This window comes from Sphingomonas sp. (assembly GCF_004799495.1).
Classification (GTDB): domain Bacteria; phylum Pseudomonadota; class Alphaproteobacteria; order Sphingomonadales; family Sphingomonadaceae; genus Sphingomonas.
The window spans coordinates 1-16,080 of record NZ_SSMY01000013.1 but is presented as its reverse complement, the minus strand read 5'-3'; the positions used below and the strand labels follow the sequence as shown (position 1 = coordinate 16,080).

Annotated in this window: 7 protein-coding genes; 1 reads left to right on the top strand and 6 read right to left on the bottom strand. The window is 66.0% G+C overall.

All coding sequences use genetic code 11. The features are described 5' to 3' along the window. Positions 1–6 precede the first annotated feature (6 nt). The 4 genes from E7773_RS14710 to E7773_RS14695 form a co-directional block, all read right to left on the bottom strand. Entirely contained in the window at positions 7–936 is a 930-nt protein-coding gene (locus tag E7773_RS14710) for a M48 family metalloprotease (protein WP_293992757.1), read from the bottom strand. Continuing rightward, positions 933–1,436 (bottom strand): hypothetical protein, encoded by a 504-nt coding sequence (locus tag E7773_RS14705; RefSeq protein WP_293992755.1) that lies wholly within the window; start codon positions 1,434–1,436, stop codon positions 933–935. Before E7773_RS14705 ends, E7773_RS14710 begins: the two co-directional genes overlap by 4 nt. Positions 1,437–1,555: 119 nt before the next feature. Next, positions 1,556–3,334, bottom strand: coding sequence for an adenylate/guanylate cyclase domain-containing protein (locus E7773_RS14700; RefSeq protein ID WP_293992811.1), 1,779 nt, complete (start codon positions 3,332–3,334; stop codon positions 1,556–1,558). 266 nt (positions 3,335–3,600) lie between these two features. Further along, positions 3,601–9,186 (bottom strand): M10 family metallopeptidase C-terminal domain-containing protein, encoded by a 5,586-nt coding sequence (locus tag E7773_RS14695; protein WP_293992753.1) that lies wholly within the window; start codon positions 9,184–9,186, stop codon positions 3,601–3,603. 569 nt (positions 9,187–9,755) lie between these two features. Between E7773_RS14695 and E7773_RS14690 the strand changes: the two genes are divergently transcribed. Next, positions 9,756–9,932: a hypothetical protein gene (locus E7773_RS14690; protein ID WP_293992751.1), complete on the top strand. Its 177-nt coding sequence runs from the start codon at positions 9,756–9,758 to the stop codon at positions 9,930–9,932. A 272-nt stretch (positions 9,933–10,204) separates the two neighbouring features. On the opposite strand, the gene E7773_RS14685 is transcribed toward E7773_RS14690, so the two are convergent. Continuing rightward, the gene (locus tag E7773_RS14685; protein WP_293992749.1) at positions 10,205–10,792 is read right to left on the bottom strand and encodes a hypothetical protein; all 588 of its coding nucleotides are present in this window, start codon (positions 10,790–10,792) and stop codon (positions 10,205–10,207) included. A 243-nt stretch (positions 10,793–11,035) separates the two neighbouring features. Continuing rightward, on the bottom strand, positions 11,036–16,080 hold a 5,045-nt coding region (locus E7773_RS14680), incomplete at its 5' end, for an Ig-like domain-containing protein (RefSeq protein ID WP_293992747.1).

Genomic DNA, 16,080 nt, shown 5'->3' with positions numbered 1-16,080 from the left:
TAACCGCTATCGCCGCTTGCGATGCGGGCGCTTCGCCGGCTGCGGCGCCGTGGCGGCCGGCGGTGGCGGCGCGGCGAACAGCGCCTGGAACGACGGCTCGTCGTCGGCCAGGCCGGTCATCGCGTCGAACCGAGTCCCCATCGCAGCATCGAGCCGCTCGATGCGGTCGAGCGGTGACGGGTGGGTCTTGAGCTCGAGCGCATATTCGCGCGTGGCGGGGGCGCCGCTGAGGGTCTGGAGGACGCCGATCAACCCATAGGGCGAATAGCCCGACCGCGCGGCGATCACCACGCCCATCCGGTCGGCCTCGAACTCGGCATCCTTGTTGAGGCCACGCGTGTAGAGCGTCTTTCCCGCCGATAGCAGCGCCGAGGCGAACGTGCCGCCGAGGCCACTGCCGCCGATGCTGAAATATTTCTGCATGTCGCTGGCGCCCTGGCCACGCAGTGCCTCTTGCAGCGCTTCGATGTGATGCCGCTTCACCACATGCGCGATTTCGTGCGCGAGCACGCCGGCCAGCTCGGATTCGCTGCGCATCCGGTCGAACAGCCCGCGCGTGATCAGCACATAGCCGCCGGGCATCGACAGCGCGTTGAAATCCGGACTTTCGATGATGCCGAACTTCCATGGCAGTTCGGGCCGTTCGCTGTGCAGCGCCAGCCACATCCCGAGATCGTTGACGTACCGTTGCTCGGCGGGGTCGTCGATCAGCGGTGCAGCGCCGAGGATCATGCCCGCAAGATCGCTGCCGATGCGGATTTCCTCGGGCTGTCCGATGCGCCGGAAGCTGTCGCCGACCTTCTTGAGCGAGCGCGCCTTGCCGAGGATATTGCCGATATCGACCGACTGACCGGCGACGGGCACGGGCGCCAGCATGACGGCGGTGCCGGCCGTGACGGCCACGAAGCGCCGGATGAAGCGAGGGGCGGGGCTCATTTGTCCTTACCCTTGCTCTTGCCCGGCTTGAGATAGTCGACCTTGCTCTCGACCAGCTTCTTGCGCGCCGCCGTGCCGCGTGCCGTGCTTTCGGGCACCGCGAGCGTGGCGAGCTTCGCAAGCTGCACGGGATCCACCGACGCGTTGCGAATCTGCTCTTCGTCGAGTCCCTTCACCCCGGTGGTGACCGTTTGACCCGAGCTGCCGGTGCGAAGGTTGGCCGCCGAGCGGCTGAGCGATCCCGACGTGCCGGGCGCTAGCCGCAGGTTGAGCGCGCGCAGCCAGCCGGTCTTGCCGCCGACCTGAACGTTGACCCAGCCGCCGCGCCGCTGGAGGATGACGACCGGCTGGTTCGCGGTCACCGGTGCGACCTTCGCGGCATCGATGAACGGTTGCGCCATCAGGTCGCCCGCGCGGATCACCAGCGCGCTTTCGGGGGGGGCCGCCGTCGCCGGCCGCGTCACGAGCATCAGGAGCGGAAGCGTCCATTTCAAGCGCATGCGCCGGTTCGCCCTCTCGCGCCGGGATCCCTCCCGACACCGCCATCCTACACGGCGGACCGGTATGGCGTAAACACTTCAGCGCGTTCGGGATTGGCGAAAAGCGTCGCGGCCTCGGGCTATGCCGCGTTGGGCGCAAGCGGCTCGAACAGGCGAACCTGATGGTCACGCCCGCGCACCTGATGCAGCCCGCAGTCGCGCCACACGAAGGCGTCGCCCGCCGCCTCGCGCGTCGCCTCGGTCACCAGGATGCGCGCGACACCCTTGGTCAGCCCTTCCACCCGGCTGGCGAGGTTCACGGTGTCGCCGATCGCGGTGTAATCGAGCCGGTCGTTCGAGCCGATGAAGCCGACCACGGCGTTGCCCGTGTGCACGCCGATCCCGATCGCCAGGTCCTTGCCCAGATCGCCCAGTTCGTCGCGCAAATCGCTGAGCGAATCGGCCATCGCCAGCGCGGCACTCACCGCGTCGCGTGCGCTGGTCGGGTTCGCGACCGGTGCCCCCCAGAACGCCATGATGCCGTCGCCCATGAACTTGTCGAGCGTGCCGCCGTGCGCGAAGATCAGGTCGACCTGTTTCGAGAAGTAGACGTTGAGCATCGCGACGACCGCTTCGGGTGGCGATTCCTCCGACAGCGAGGTGAAGCCGCGAATGTCGGAGAACAATACGCTGATCTCGCGCAGTTCGGCTTCGTTGCGGTAATCGACCTGGCCGCGTTCGATCAGGCGGTTGACCATCCGCGTGTCGAGAAAGCGGCGGAACAGGATGGCGGTGCGCAGCCGCGCCCGGCGCTCGCCGAAATAGGCGATGGCGCTGGCAGTGAGGTAGAACACCCAGCCGAACGCGAGCGGCGCGTAGAGCGGCACGAACCAGCCCGAGCGCAGTTCCAGCCAGCCGACCGCGATGCCGATCGCGGTCAGGCCGAGCATCGCATAGCCGAGCCGGTTGGCACTGACGTTGCGCGCGAACCCGATGCCCAGACCGGCGAGGATTGCGAGCGCCAGCGGCAGCATCCACGGGCGCGGCACCTCGCGCAGCCAATCGCCGGCGGCGAGATTGTCGATCGCCGTCGCTAGGATTTCGACACCCGGATAGGTGCTGCCGAGCGGCGTCACGCGCAGGTCCATCAGCCCCGGCGCCGACGTGCCGATCAGCACGATCTTGTCCTTGAACTCGTCGCGCGGGCGAATCGGATGCTGGCGCAGCGCGTCGAGATAGATGTCGGCGTAGGAAACGTGCCGCCATCCTTCGCGCCAGTTGAGCAGGATCGACGATTGGCCCGGCGGCGACCGCCCGGCGACGCGCGCCGCCATCGACGGGAAGCGCCAGCCGTTGCGGTCGAGATAGAGCGGGTAGCGCCGCCCGACACCATCGCCGTCGGGGGTGAAGTTTATCAACCCGCCGCGCATCGCTTCGGGCCGCGACAAAATCGCGAGCGGCAGCATCAGCGGCACGCGCGCGTCGACCGGCGGCCGTTTGAGCGGAATCGCGCCGACCGCGGGCGGCATCTTACTGATCCACGCGCCCTGGCCGTCCTGGTTGAGCGTCATCGCCAGCCATGTTTCGGGATGCCGCGCGACCGCGTCCGCAAGCGCGCGGTCGTCCTCGGGGCGGTAGACGTCGAGCTCGTTGAACAGCAAGTCGAACACGATCGCGCGCGGGTGCTGCACGGCGATCGCGTCGATCAGCTCGCCGTGCACCGATCGTGGCCACGGCCAGCTACCCGCCTGGTCGTTCATCGCCTCGAGCGAGCGCTGGTCGATATCGACGATCACGACGCGGTCGGACACCGGCCGCTGACGCGCGTTCACCTTCAGCAGGACATCACCGGCACGATCGGCGATCCGTCCGGTATCGAGCGCCAGGAAATCGACGCAGGCCAGCGCCATGAACGCCATCGCCAGCAACAACCAGCGATGGCCTGGCCGCAATGCTCGGGCAAGGCGGGCGGTGCCCCTCATCGGGACGCGACCGTGGCGAAGTCACCGACGCTTGGCAATCGGCGAAACAGCGAAAGGTCGGCACGCAACGATGCCGCTCCGGCCATCAAGGTCCGAAGCGGCCATCGTGAAGCGTGCGCCAACCGACAAATGGCGCCATCCAATCGAGCGACGTGCGAACCTAGCGCACGCCGCTCGATCGAATAGCCGGCTTCATCGAGCCGTCAGAGCATGTACTCGTACGCCGGCACTACGCTCAGCCCGATATGGTCGAGGAAATGAGTCGCCCCGACACCGGCCATCATATGGTCGTTCCCCAGCAGACTTTGCAAAGCATCCACGCCCTTCGACTCCACCTGGGCGGGACCGGCCGCAATGATGACATCGCCCGATTGTAGCTGGGCCGAATGCACGCCGGTCAAGGTCACGGTGTCGCCGCTGCCCAGGTCGATCACGGCATTGCCGTTGACGTCGTCGTGCGTCGCCGACTGAACCGCCGCGAAGTCGGCAAAGCCGAACGCCGACAGGTCGAGCTTATCGGTGCCCGAGATGAAGTCGGTGACCGTGTCCTGGTTGGTGCCATGGTCGAACACGAACTTGTCGACACCGGCGCCGCCCGACAGCGTGTCGTTGCCCGCGCCGCCCTTGAGCGTGTCGTTGCCGTTACCGCCGCGCAGCAGGTCGGCGCCGTTGCCGCCGTCGAGCACGTCGTCGCCGTCGTTCCCGACCAGCGTGTCGTTGCCGTCCATCCCGCTCAGCGTGTCGTTGCCGGTCGCCCCGATGATCTTCTCATTGGCGGCGCCGATACCCGTCAGCGTCAAATTGCCCATGAAGCCGTCGAAGTTATACGCCGTGAACCCGCCGGTGTAGGTGTTGCTCAGCGTGAAGATGGTCACGAAGCCGTTGGTCGCGCCGGCACCGTCGCGGTCGGTTTGCAGCAGCATGTCGGTGCCCGACTGGACCAGCCGTATATGCCCGTCGGCAAACGGGTTGCTGTTCGCCGTGTAGCCGGTCAGTCCGAGGTTCAGGAAGCTCGTCATCTCGAACTTGTCCCCCGCGTCGCCGACCTGGAAGTCGGTCACCACGTTGGTGCGGGCGGTGGCCGCCACGTCGGTCGACGTCGCTGCCGTCGCGCCCACGCCGAGCTGGATGATGTCGGCACCCGCGCCGAGCGTGATGTTGTAGTTGTTGACGGTGGTCGCCCCGCGCATGCTGATGCTGACGGTGTCGTTGCCGGCCCCGGCATCGACCGTGGCGCTGGCGACGCCGGTCAGGATGATGCGATCGTTGCCGTTGCCGCCGGTGACATTCACGACATCAAGGTTGCGATCGGCCGACGTCGCGCCCAGCGGCTCATAGGTCTGGCCGATCAGACCGAAGGTCTGCGTCGCCGCCGTATAGCCGGTCAGCGTGCCCGACCGCAGCTCGATCACGTCGTCGCCGTCGCCACCATCCATGTTGATGTTGGTCGCCACGGTACCGGCGGCGCGCGTTACGAACATGGTGTCGTTGCCGCCGTAGGCAAACAGCGAGTCGGTCTGGCTGAGCGCGGTGGCGCCGGCGCCGACGCCGCTGTCGACGATCAGGTTGAAGTCGTCTGTGCCGCGCAACGTGTCGCCATAGGCCGAGCCGGTCAGATATTCGATGCCGCTCAGCGTATCGATGCCGGCGCCGCCGGTATCCTGGGCGATGCCGTCGATCCGCAGATCGACGTTCACCCCGGCGGTCGCGGTCGAGTAGCTCGCGGTATCGACGCCTTCGCCACCGATCAGCGTGTCGTTGCCCGCACCCCCTTCGAGCAGGTCGTTGCCGTACCAGCCGTCGAGCACGTCGTCGCCGGCGCCGCCGAACAGGTTATCGGCGTTGCCCGTGCCGCCGACCGTATCGTTGGCGGTGGTGCCGCGGAAGATCACGGTTTCGATGCTGGTCAGCGAGCCGACGTTGACGCCGCCGTAGGTGATCGCGCTGTTCCCGGCGAGGCTGCGGAGATCGAACGCGATACCGGCAGTCTGCCCGACCGGCACGACGGTCGTGTCGTAGACCATGATCGCCGTGTCGCTGCCGTCGCCGCCGTCATAGGTGTCCATGCCCGCGTCGATGCCCGAATAATATTGCTTCGACGTGTTGCCGACGCCGCCGACGAGCACGTCGTCGCCGTCGCCCCCGTAGAGGAAGTCGTTGCCCATGCCGCCGGCGATATAGTCGCTGCCAGCGCCGCCATAGATCGTGTCGGAGCTGCCATCGTCCAGCGCAGCGCTCGTGCCGCCCAGCAGGATGTCGTTCCCGGCGCCGCCGTAGATCGTGTCGTTGCCGTTGTTGCCCTGGATCGTGTCGATCCCGGCGCCGCCGGTGAAGACGTTGGCCACGGCATTGCCGGTGAACGTGTTGTTCGCCGTCAGCGAGCCGACCACATTTTCGATGCTGGTCAGCGTGTCGATGTTGCTGGTGCTGACGGTCTGCGTTGCAGTATTCAGGTTGACCGTCACCGCGGTCGCGATGTTGCTATAGTCGACCGTGTCGTTGCCGCCGGCACCGTTGTAGGTGTCGTTGCCGCCGCCGTCGAAGAACGTGTTGTCGTTGCCGTCGCCGGTCACGTTGTCCGCGCCCGAACCGGTGCGCACGTTGGTGAAGCCGGAGATGGTGTCGTTGCCCCACCCCGTGGCCTGCGCCGTCGTGGTGGCCAGGTTGACGGTCACCGCGGTCGAGCCGCTGAACACCAACGTATCGATGCCGCCGCCGCCGACGAGCGTGTCGTCACCGAGGCCACCTTCGATGGCATTGTTGCCCGCATCACCGGTCAGGACGTCAGCATACTGCGACCCGGTCAGGTTTTCGATACTGTGCAAGGTTGCGATGACCTGCGCGCCGGCGAAATTATTGATCGCCGATCCATCCGTCGCGCCATTCAGCGTCGCGATTACTCCGCCGCTCGAATAGGCCGCGAAGGACGCCGTATCCGATCCGTTGCCGCCGTCTAGCAGGTCTGCGCCGCCGCCCGCAGTCGTACCAATGAGAAGCGTATCGTTGCCATCGCCGCCCGACAGGGTGTTTGCGTTGTCGTCACCGGTCAGCGTGTCATTGTAAGCAGAGCCCAGCAGGTTGGTGAATCCGGTGAGCGTGTCGGTACCGGCGCTGCCCGTGTTTTGCGCGAAGCCCTGTCCGCCCAAGTTGACGGTCACGCCCGCCGCGGCGCCGGCGTAGGACGCGGTGTCGACGCCGCCGCCGCCCACCAGCGTATCGTTGCCCAGGCCGCCTTCGATGACGTTGTTGTTGGCGTCGCCGGTGAGCGTGTCGTTATATTGCGAACCGACCAGATTCTCGATGCCGATCAGCGTGTCGTTACCCGCCGCACCCGTGTTCTGGGCCACGCCTTGGGTGTGCAGATCGACCGTGACGCCGGTCGCAGTGTTGCTGAACGCCGTCACGAACGACGCGGTGTCGTTGCCGGCGCCGCCATTCAGGATGTCGTCGCCGAGCGTGCCCTGCAGGTAATCGTTGCCGTTGCCGCCCTTCAAGGTAGCACTGCTGGTGTTGCTGGCCGACAGCGGCGTGGCGTTCACCGTCGCCGTGCTCAGCGACATGTTGAGCGTGTAGGTGGTGCCGGCCGCCAGCGGCTGCGCGACGGTATCCGAATTCTGCGTCCACCGGCCGACGCGCAGGTAATAGGTGCCCGCGCTGGCGAAGGTGTAGGTCAGATAGCTGTTGCCGGTGTTGCTGCCCGGATCGGTGATGCTGTCGTCGTTCTGCGCCAGGATCGTGGTGCCGGTGCTGTCGACCAGTTCGATCCAGGTGTCGATGCTGCTGCCGTCGATATCGAAGATCGCGGTCGAGCCCGCGCTGGCGTCGACGCGATAATATTCCAGCCCGCCCCCGGCCGACGTCGCATTGATCGTCGCGTGCGGCGTCGTCGTCGAGTTCGTCGTGTTGGGGTCGGAGAGCAACGTATAGGCGTTGAGCGCCTGCGGATCGATCGCCGTCCCGACGCTCGTGTTCGCGGTGGCCTGCGCCTTGGTGATGATCGCGTTGTTCACGACCGAGAAGGTGCCGCCGATGAGGCGGTCGTCGCCGTCGCCGCCCGACAGGCTGTCCGCGCCACCCGAACCGCCGGTCAGCGTGTTGTTCTGAGTGTTGCCGACGATCGTGTCGTTACCGGCGGTGCCGCCGATATTCTCGATGCTGCGCAGCGTGTCCGTCTCGCCGTCGTGGTTCACGACGACGTCCGCCGCCGTGTTGTTGAGCACGACGGTCACGCCCGTGGGGTTGGTGAAGAGCACCGTATCGCTGCCGGCGCCGCCGTCGAACGTGTTGTTCGCGGTGTTGCCGATGAAGATGTCGTTGCCGACGCCGCCCTTGGCGTTTTCGATCAGCGAGCGCGTGTCGTTGTTGTAGAGCAGCGACATGGCGATGTTGCCGGGCGCCAGGTTCGTCAGGTTCTGATAGGCCAGGTTGTTGGCCAGCTGGTTCTGGTCGAACGTGGAGAACTCGCCCGGACGCAGGTCGATGGTCACGCCGGTGGTGTAGTTGCTGGCATCGATCGTGTCGTTGCCGCCCCCATCCCAGATGGTCATGAAGATCTTGTTGCCCGCCGGCGCGCCCTGACCGACGCCGTTGATGAACTCCTCACCGGTGGTCTGGCTGAAGGTGTAGGTCGTGTCCTCGGAATGCGTGTTGTAGTTCGCGCCGTACAGATACTGCAGCGCGGCCACGTCGTACTGCATGTACGTCTGCGGCTGGTTGATCTTCTCGCCGGCGAAGTTGCTGTTGGTGAACGGCGCCGGCGTATAGGTCATCAGCGACCAGGCCTGGCCGTCGCGGTCCGGCGTCAGCGACTGGGTGCCGTAACGCGGGAACGTCCCGAGATAGCCCGACAAGTCGCTGTTGGTGTAATCCTGGTGCCCGTGCTTCAGCCCCATCGTGTGGCCGATCTCGTGCATCATGGTGGCGTAGCCCCACGTACCCTTATAGGCGAGGTCGTAATACGGCTGGTTGTTGCGGCTGAACCAGATGTCGCCCGCCATACCCTTGGTGTCGGACGCGAAGTTGCCGTAGGCGGAAACGTCGTCCTGGTCCGCGGTCTGCGAGATGCGGATGTCCGCGTGGACGGTGTCCGTGTCGGTGATTTCGGTGAAGGTCAGTCCGGTCAGCGCCGACAGCTGCGCGAAAGCCGCGCGCGCCGCCGCCTGCTGCTGCGGGCCGAGGTCGACGTGGTAGAGGCTGACGCCGTTGGGGTCGTAATTGTTGCCGTTATAGTTCGAACCCGAGGTCGGGAAGCTGTAGGTCAGGTCGGTGGTACCCCACTTCGAACCGATCAGCGTCGCATCGATGTTGCGGTTGCCGGTGAAGAAGTGCGTACCGTCCGGGTTCGTGCCGAGGTTCAGCAAAACGCCGATATTGCCCGTGCTCGGGTTCGCACCGGTCGGGTCGCTGCCGCCACCCATATAACCCTTGCCGCCAATGACGTCGTCGTCGTCGGTCACGCCGACCTGGGTGGGAATGTCGATCCCCGCACCGAGCGGGCCGAAATCCAGATTACTGTCCGAGTCGGAACCATTGGCGGCCGCGACACCACCCGTTGCCGCTTCCGGAACAGCGACCCCGGTGGAGGTGCCCACGGTCGGCGCGATCGGGGGCAAATCGGCAAGGCCGGATCCCGTATGGAGGGCAGTAAGGCCATTCAAGTCGGCCCCCGTGACACTGCTTGCCGCCACTTCCTTCACGGCAGTCGACGCGCGCGTATCCGCCATCTGATTCAGCAGGCCCGAAACCATGTCGTCGAGCGACGCGCCCGCGCCGAGATTATAGGTGCTCATTGATATTCCCCCCTAAATTGCGACATGCACGCGCCAAGCCGTGCACCCTTCCGTCGCATAGACTCGATAATTGGCTTGTTACCCTATGTATTTACGGTGCGTTGACTATGGTCAAGAGGCAAAGCGCGGTCAGTTCGGTATCGAAATTATCTTTTTTATCCGAACGATAACAGCAGCGCGGGCGAGCGGCGACCGTGCTGCATACTCAAAGTTGCGGTTTGGGCAGTTCCGGACGGCAGCCGTCGTGAAAGTCCCGCGCCATGGACACCGGCGATGCGTCGACTCGACCGCGATGGCCACCCGGCTCATGACACGGGACCATGGTTCGGGTATCACGAGTTGTGTTGTTTTTTCCGGAGCGCGCGATGCTTCGCCTACTGCTATCAGCCTCGTCGTTGCTCGCTGCATGCACTCCGTCGCCGCAGAAAGCCGCGATGTCCGGCGCGGTCTCGGGGACGGCCGTCCAAGGTTCTGGCCGGTCTGGCGCGGAGCGAACCGCGCCACGCCCGCTGACCGATTCGCCCGCGGAGGCGCTGGGGCGCCGTATCCTTTCCACGGCCTTCGTCAGGGTGGGGCCCGACGGACAGCTGACGGTGGAGTTGCACGACGGGCGTGTGCTGGTTCTTCACGACGTGGTCATGGGCCCTCGGGCCTATTGTGGCGCGCAAGTCGGCGGCGACCCGGCCCGCGCCAAATATTGCGGTGGCTATGCCGAGGTCGCCGCCGCGCGGGCTGGCGGCGGATGATCGCCTGGTCGCGGCTATTGGCGCCTGAAGCGGATTCGCTTCGCCATAAGCAGTAGCAAGGATCGCTTTCTGGGCGTCGGAAGTACCACCTCTTGCTGGCGGGCACTGTCGGGCGACCGCGACAATTCGAGCATCAGGCGAATGATCGCGGTGTCCGGCGGAACAATGTTGTCCGCTTCGAAAACGCCTTGCAGCAGCTGACCGACGTCGCTCGAGCCGCGCGGTTCGGGCGAGGTGCCGTTAGCCACAGTCGCCTGAACCCGGCCGACCGATTACGGATGCCTGTCACGAAGCCGGCCGCCGATCGCGCCGGCGACGCTGCCGATGAAAGCCCCCACGATCAACGACAGGCCAGTGAAGGCAGCGAACGTCGCGGCGACCTTGCGCGCCTCGTCAACGGCCTCCTTCGACGACGCGACGTCGACTGGCCCGGTCGCCAGGCTAGACAGCGCTGTCGCTCCAACGGCAACGATTGCCATGATGACCGTCGCGGTCGCCCAGGTCAGCAGGCCGTGCGCCGTGTCCCGAAAGAACACCTCGTCGGTGTGCAGGCCATGCCACCGCGTCCGCAGCCGGCCGGCGAGATAGCCGCCCGCCGCAGCCGACACCCATTGCGTGACGATCAGCCAAATTCCCGTTCCGATCGTGAACGTGGTGGGGTGCGCCCCAACCCCGGGCCATGGCGACGCCGACGCCAACCCGAACGCGGTGCCTAGCGTCAGCAGCGCGATCGTCAGCGCGATGGCCGCGACCGTTCCCGCGGTGACGGCCGACCACGCCACGGCGGAGACCGATGGTCCGGGACTGGCGCTGGCTGGGTAGAGGTCGGGATCGACCTGACTGTAAGATCCTGTCGCCATGATCAGTGCCAAAACAGCAGCAGGAGAATGATGATGGGCAGCGGAATGCCCAATAGCCACAACAAGATGCCTTTTCCCACAGCCTCTTCCTCCAACTATTGTCGCGTTAGGATTGCCGAACGAGCGATGTGCGTCGCGGTTCCCGCGAACGCGCCATCGCCAGACGGCACGACTTGTCAGGCGAAAAAAGCCGCGACGCGGCTGCGGCAGCCGGCAGGTTGCAGCTGCCGACCGGCGCCGCGATCAAAGGCTGTGTTCGTATGCCGAGGGCAAGATCGGACCAATAAGGTCCGTGAAGTGGCCGTGGCCGTCATGCTCAACGAGGCTGCCGATCTTGAGCAGCGGATGCGACTGGCTGCTGTTCGACAGGATGACGTCGCCCGACTGGAGCTGCGAACTGAGGAACCCGGTTAGGGTGACCGTGTCGCCGCCGCCGAGATCGATCACCGCATTACCGCCGACGTCGTGCGTCGCTGCCTGTACGTCGGAGAAGCTCGCGAACCCGAACGCCGACAGGTCGAGCCTGTCGGTGCCCGAGACGAAGTCGCCGACGCTGTCCTGGCCCGTGCCATGGTCGAACACGAACGTGTCCGCGCCAGCACCGCCGAACAATGTGTCGTTGCCGGCAAAGCCCTGCAGCACGTCGTTGCCACTGCCGCCCGTGAGCACATTGGCGCCCGCATTGCCCTGGATGTCGTGGCTGTAGTCGTTGCCGGTCAGGTTAATCGCGGTCGTCGCGCTCGTATCGATCGTGAGCAGGTGTTCGACCTGCGCCGCCGCGCCTAGCGTGTAGCTGACCGCCGCCTTCGCGGTGTCGTTGCCGTCGCCGGCGATCTCGACGATCGCGTCGGCCGAGCTGCGGATGATGTACGTGTCGTCGCCCGCGCCGCCCTTCATCCGGTCGCCGCCGCCGCCGCCATCGAGCGTGTTGTTGCCGGTATTGCCGATCAGCACCTGGTGGAGCTCGTTCCCCGTCAGGTCGAGGTTGGCGCTCCCAATCAGCCGCGCGGTCTCGATCTCGGCCCCCGCGGTCAGCGTATAGCTCACGAACGCCTTGACCGTGTCGTTGCCCCCGCCGGCCGCCTCGACGATCGTGGTCGCGGCATCGGTCACCGAATAGATGTCGTCGCCAGCCCCGCCGATCAGCGTGTCCGCGCCGCCGTTCCCGGCCAGCGAGTCGTTGCCGCTACCCCCGGTCAGCACGTTCACGCCCGCATTGCCCTGGATGTCGTGGCTGTAATCGTTGCCGGTCAGGTTGATCCCGGTCGTGGCCGAGGCGTCGATCGTATACAGATGCTCGACCTGCGCGGCCGCGCCCAGCGTGTAGCTCACCGCCGCCTTCACCGTGTCGTCGCCGTCGCCCGCGAGCTCGACGATCACGTCCGACGCGCTGCGGATGACATAGGTGTCGTCGCCCGCCCCACCCTTCATCCGGTCGCCGCCGCCCCCGCCGTCGAGCACGTTGTTGCCGGTGTTGCCAATCAGGATCTGGTGGATGCCGTTCCCGGTCAGGTCGATGTTCGACGTCCCGATCAGCCGCGCGGTCTCGATCTCGGCGCCCGCGGTCAGCACGTAGCTCACCGACGACTTCACCGTGTCGTTCCCTTCGCCGGCGTTTTCGACGATCACGGTCGACGCATCGCTGACCGTATAGATGTCGTCGCCCAACCCGCCGATCAGCGTGTCCGCGCCGCCACCGCCGACCAGTGCGTTGTTCCCGCTGTTGCCCGTGATCACATTGGCCAGCGCGTTGCCGGTTGCGGCGGTGTCGCCAGTACCGGTCAGCGTCAGGTTTTCGACATTGGCGCTCAGTGCGTAGCTGACCGAACTCAGTACCGTGTCGGTGCCTTCATTCGCGTTCTCGGTCACCACATCGCCGGCATCGTCGACGATAAAGGTGTCGTTGCCGGCGCCACCATACATCGTGTCCGCGCCGGCCCCGCCGTCGATCTGGTCGTTGCCGCCGCCGCCGTAAAGCGTGTCGGCCTGGTGTCCACCGGTCAGCACGTCGTTGCCGAGCCCGCCATACACCAGGAACGAACCATCGAGTTCCGCCGCGCCGTTGAAGGTCAGCGTCTCGTTGGCGTGGAGCGAGCCGCCCTGCACGATCAGTTGCTGGCCCGCCGCGACGTTCGCGTCGTTGGTGGTGATGTTGTAGCTGTAGGGGAAGCCGAAGACATCGCCGTAGCTCGGGTCCGAACCGGTCAGCAGCGTCACTTGCTCGACCCCGGTCAGGCTGGTCGCGCCGAGCGTGAGCGTGGTATTGCCCTGCGCGATCACCTGATCGGTGCCGGTGCCGCCGTCGATCGCATCACCCGCGTTCCACGCCGCGCCCATGTAGAAGGTGTCGTTGCCGTCCAGCCCCGACGCGGTGTCGCTGCCCCCCTGGCGCAGGTCGAACATATCGGCGTGCGTCGTGCCCGTCATCGTGTCGTTGCCGCTGCTGCCAAAGCCGGGCGCGGTCGAGTTGGGCGATCCCGTCACGGTGATCGTCACCGTCGCGCTGTTGCCGTTGACCAGGCTGTAGGTGAAGCTGTCGGTCCCGGTCCGGTTGGTCGCGCCGCCGATCGCGGTCAGCGAATCGAAGGCGTGGTTCGGATTGTAATCGTATGTTCCGTCGGCACGGAGCGTCAGCAACGCGCCCGACGGCAACGTGATCTGCGACCCGACGTTGCCGGCAACACCATTGACCGTCGCGACCTGCAGCGCCGGTCCGTCGACATCATGGTCGTTCCCGAACACGCTCGCCGCCATGATCGACTGATCGGCGATCACCGCATTGGTGTCGTTCATCGCCACCGCCGGATCGTCGACCGGCGTGATGACGATCGTCGCGCTGCTCGCGCCGTTCGCATTGTGATCGTCGGTCACCGAAACATTGAGCGTGACCGACGCCGGCGGGGCGTCGGTGTCGGCATAATAGGTCGCCACGCTGGTCGGGTCGCTGCCGAACAATGCCGCCAGCTGGCTGATCGTGCCGCTGACCGTCACGGTGGCCGCGTCGTTGGCGGTGATCGTCGCGCCGCTGGTGCCGGCATCGAGGTGCAGAACCCCATAGCCGACCGACAGGGTCACCGTCTCTATCGGGTTGCCGCTGTCGACATCGCCGATCGCGACCTTGCCCTTGAGGTCGTACGTCACCTGTTCGGTCGCGTTCATCCCGCTGGCCAGTGTCGCGGTCGGCGCGTCGTTCTGGCCGGTGATGTTAAACGTCAGCGTCGCGGTGCCGGTGCCGTTATGCACGTCCGCGACGGTGTAGCTGAACACGTCGCTCGCGGTCTGGCCGAGCGCAAGCGCTTCGGCTGCCGGGCTGTTGGGCGTGTAATCGTAGCTGCCGTCGGCGGCGATGTGGAGGTCGCCATAGGCACCGTGTATCGTCGTGTTCCCCGATGCGGCGACGGTGGTGTCGGCGGCGGCACCGAAATGCGCCCCGATCACGCGGAGAGTCGCGGTTTCGCCGGTGTCAACATCGCTATCGTTGGCGAGCACGCCCGTCGCGGCGTTGGCGCTGACGGGCGCATCCTCGTTGACCGAGCGATTGTCGTTGGCACCGACCGGTGCGTCGTTCGTACCGGTGATATTGAACGTGACACTGCTGGTCGAGCTCTGCCCTTGCGCATCGACGATCGTATACGAGAAGGCATCACTCGCCGACTGACCCTGCGGCAACGCCTCGGCTAGCGCGGTGTTCGGCGTGTAATCATAGGTGCCGTCGGCAGCGAGGTGGAAATCGCCATAGGCGCCGTGGATCGTCGTCTTGCCGGACGCGGCTATGACCGTGTCGGCTGCCGCGCCGAAGTGCGCACCGGTAATCGTGAGCGTGGCGGCCTCGCCATTATCGACGTCGGTGTCGTTGCCGAGTAGCCCGCCCGCGCGGGTGTCCGACGACGAGGTCGCGTCCTCGAGGGTCGAGCGAACATCCGCCACCGCGACCGGTCCGTCTTCCTGGCCCGCGATGGTGAAGGTCAGCGTCGCGGTGCCGTTGGCGCCGTGGACGTCGGTCACCGTGTAGCTGAACACCTCGGTCCCGGTCTGCCCGACCGCCAGCATCTGCGCCGTCGCATTGTTCGGCGTATAGTCGTAGGTGCCGTCGGCGGCGATGTGCAGATCGCCGTACAGACCGTGGATCGTGGTCTTGCCGCTCGTCGCGACCGCCGTGTCGGCGGCCGCACCGACATGCGCGCCCGTCACGGTAAGGCCGGGCGTTTCGCCGACGTCGACGTCGCTGTCGTTGGCGAGCACGCCCGCCGCGCGCGTCGCCGTGGTAACCGTCGCGTCCTCGTTGACCGCCGCGGCGTCGTTGGCGCCGACCGGCGCGTCGTTGGCGGAGGTCTGCGTGATGGAGGCCAGGTGGTTGACCACCGACCCGCCCGCGCCGTCGTTCACCGCAATGGTGAAGTTCATTGTCTCGCTCGCGCCGACGACAAGGCGGTTGGGGGTCGGTTGATAGACCAAAGCGTCGATCGCCGTGGTGGCTTGCGCCGCCGTACCGGTGAAGGTGTACGACCCGTTGATCCCGCCGCCGACGAAGCCCGACGCGGTCAGTGACGCGGCGGTGAACCCGCCCTTCGCGGGATCGTCCGGGGTGATCGTCACCGTCAGCGTCTGCGCCGGTGCGTCCACGTCGCCGATGACGACGTTCTGGAACGGATGATTGGTCTGTTGATCGGTGATCGCGGAAGCCGCCGCGTTGGCCACCGTCGGCGGCGAATTGTCGATCGGCGAGAAGCTACCCGGGTTCGAACTGTTCGGGACCTGCGTGTCGGTCAGCCGCATCGTGCCCGCGACCGTGCCGTTCGATTCCCACAGCTCGTAGCCGTTGGTCGAATCGTAATGCTGGTAATAGAGCACGCCGTTGACGACGCTGGCGTTGGCGAACCCGGCCGTGTCGCCGACCAGATGCGTCCCCGCGTCGGTACCGTCCGAATAGAACAGCCCGCTGTCGCCGGTGAAGAAGAAGTGCGTCGCGTCGGCGGCGATGAAATTGCCCGCACCGCCGGTCGAACTGCTGTCGCCCGGCGCTATCTTGTGAACGGTCGTGCCGTCAGTGACATAGGTGTGCCAGCCGCCGTCATTCCCGTCGTACGCCGCGAAATAGAATTTGCCGCCGAACGCGAAGTTCGAGCCGTAACTCGTGCCACCCGTGCCGTTGAAATCATTGAGCAAGTGCGTGCCCGCCGGGGTGCCGTCGGTGACGAACAGCTCGTTCGCGCCATGCACGCCGTCGTCGGCGTAGAAATAGACCTTGCCGCCGCTGAACACGAACCCGGTCGCGTTCGAGCTGTTGG

What these genes read in the sequence shown, in the direction of transcription:
- E7773_RS14710 (WP_293992757.1), bottom strand. Translation starts at nt 936, where the DNA reads ATGAGCCCCGCCCCTCGCTTCATCCGGCGCTTCGTGGCCGTCACGGCC.
- E7773_RS14705 (WP_293992755.1), bottom strand. Translation starts at nt 1,436, where the DNA reads ATGCGCTTGAAATGGACGCTTCCGCTCCTGATGCTCGTGACGCGGCCG.
- E7773_RS14700 (WP_293992811.1), bottom strand. Translation starts at nt 3,334, where the DNA reads ATGGCGTTCATGGCGCTGGCCTGCGTCGATTTCCTGGCGCTCGATACC.
- E7773_RS14695 (WP_293992753.1), bottom strand. Translation starts at nt 9,186, where the DNA reads ATGAGCACCTATAATCTCGGCGCGGGCGCGTCGCTCGACGACATGGTT.
- E7773_RS14685 (WP_293992749.1), bottom strand. Translation starts at nt 10,792, where the DNA reads ATGGCGACAGGATCTTACAGTCAGGTCGATCCCGACCTCTACCCAGCC.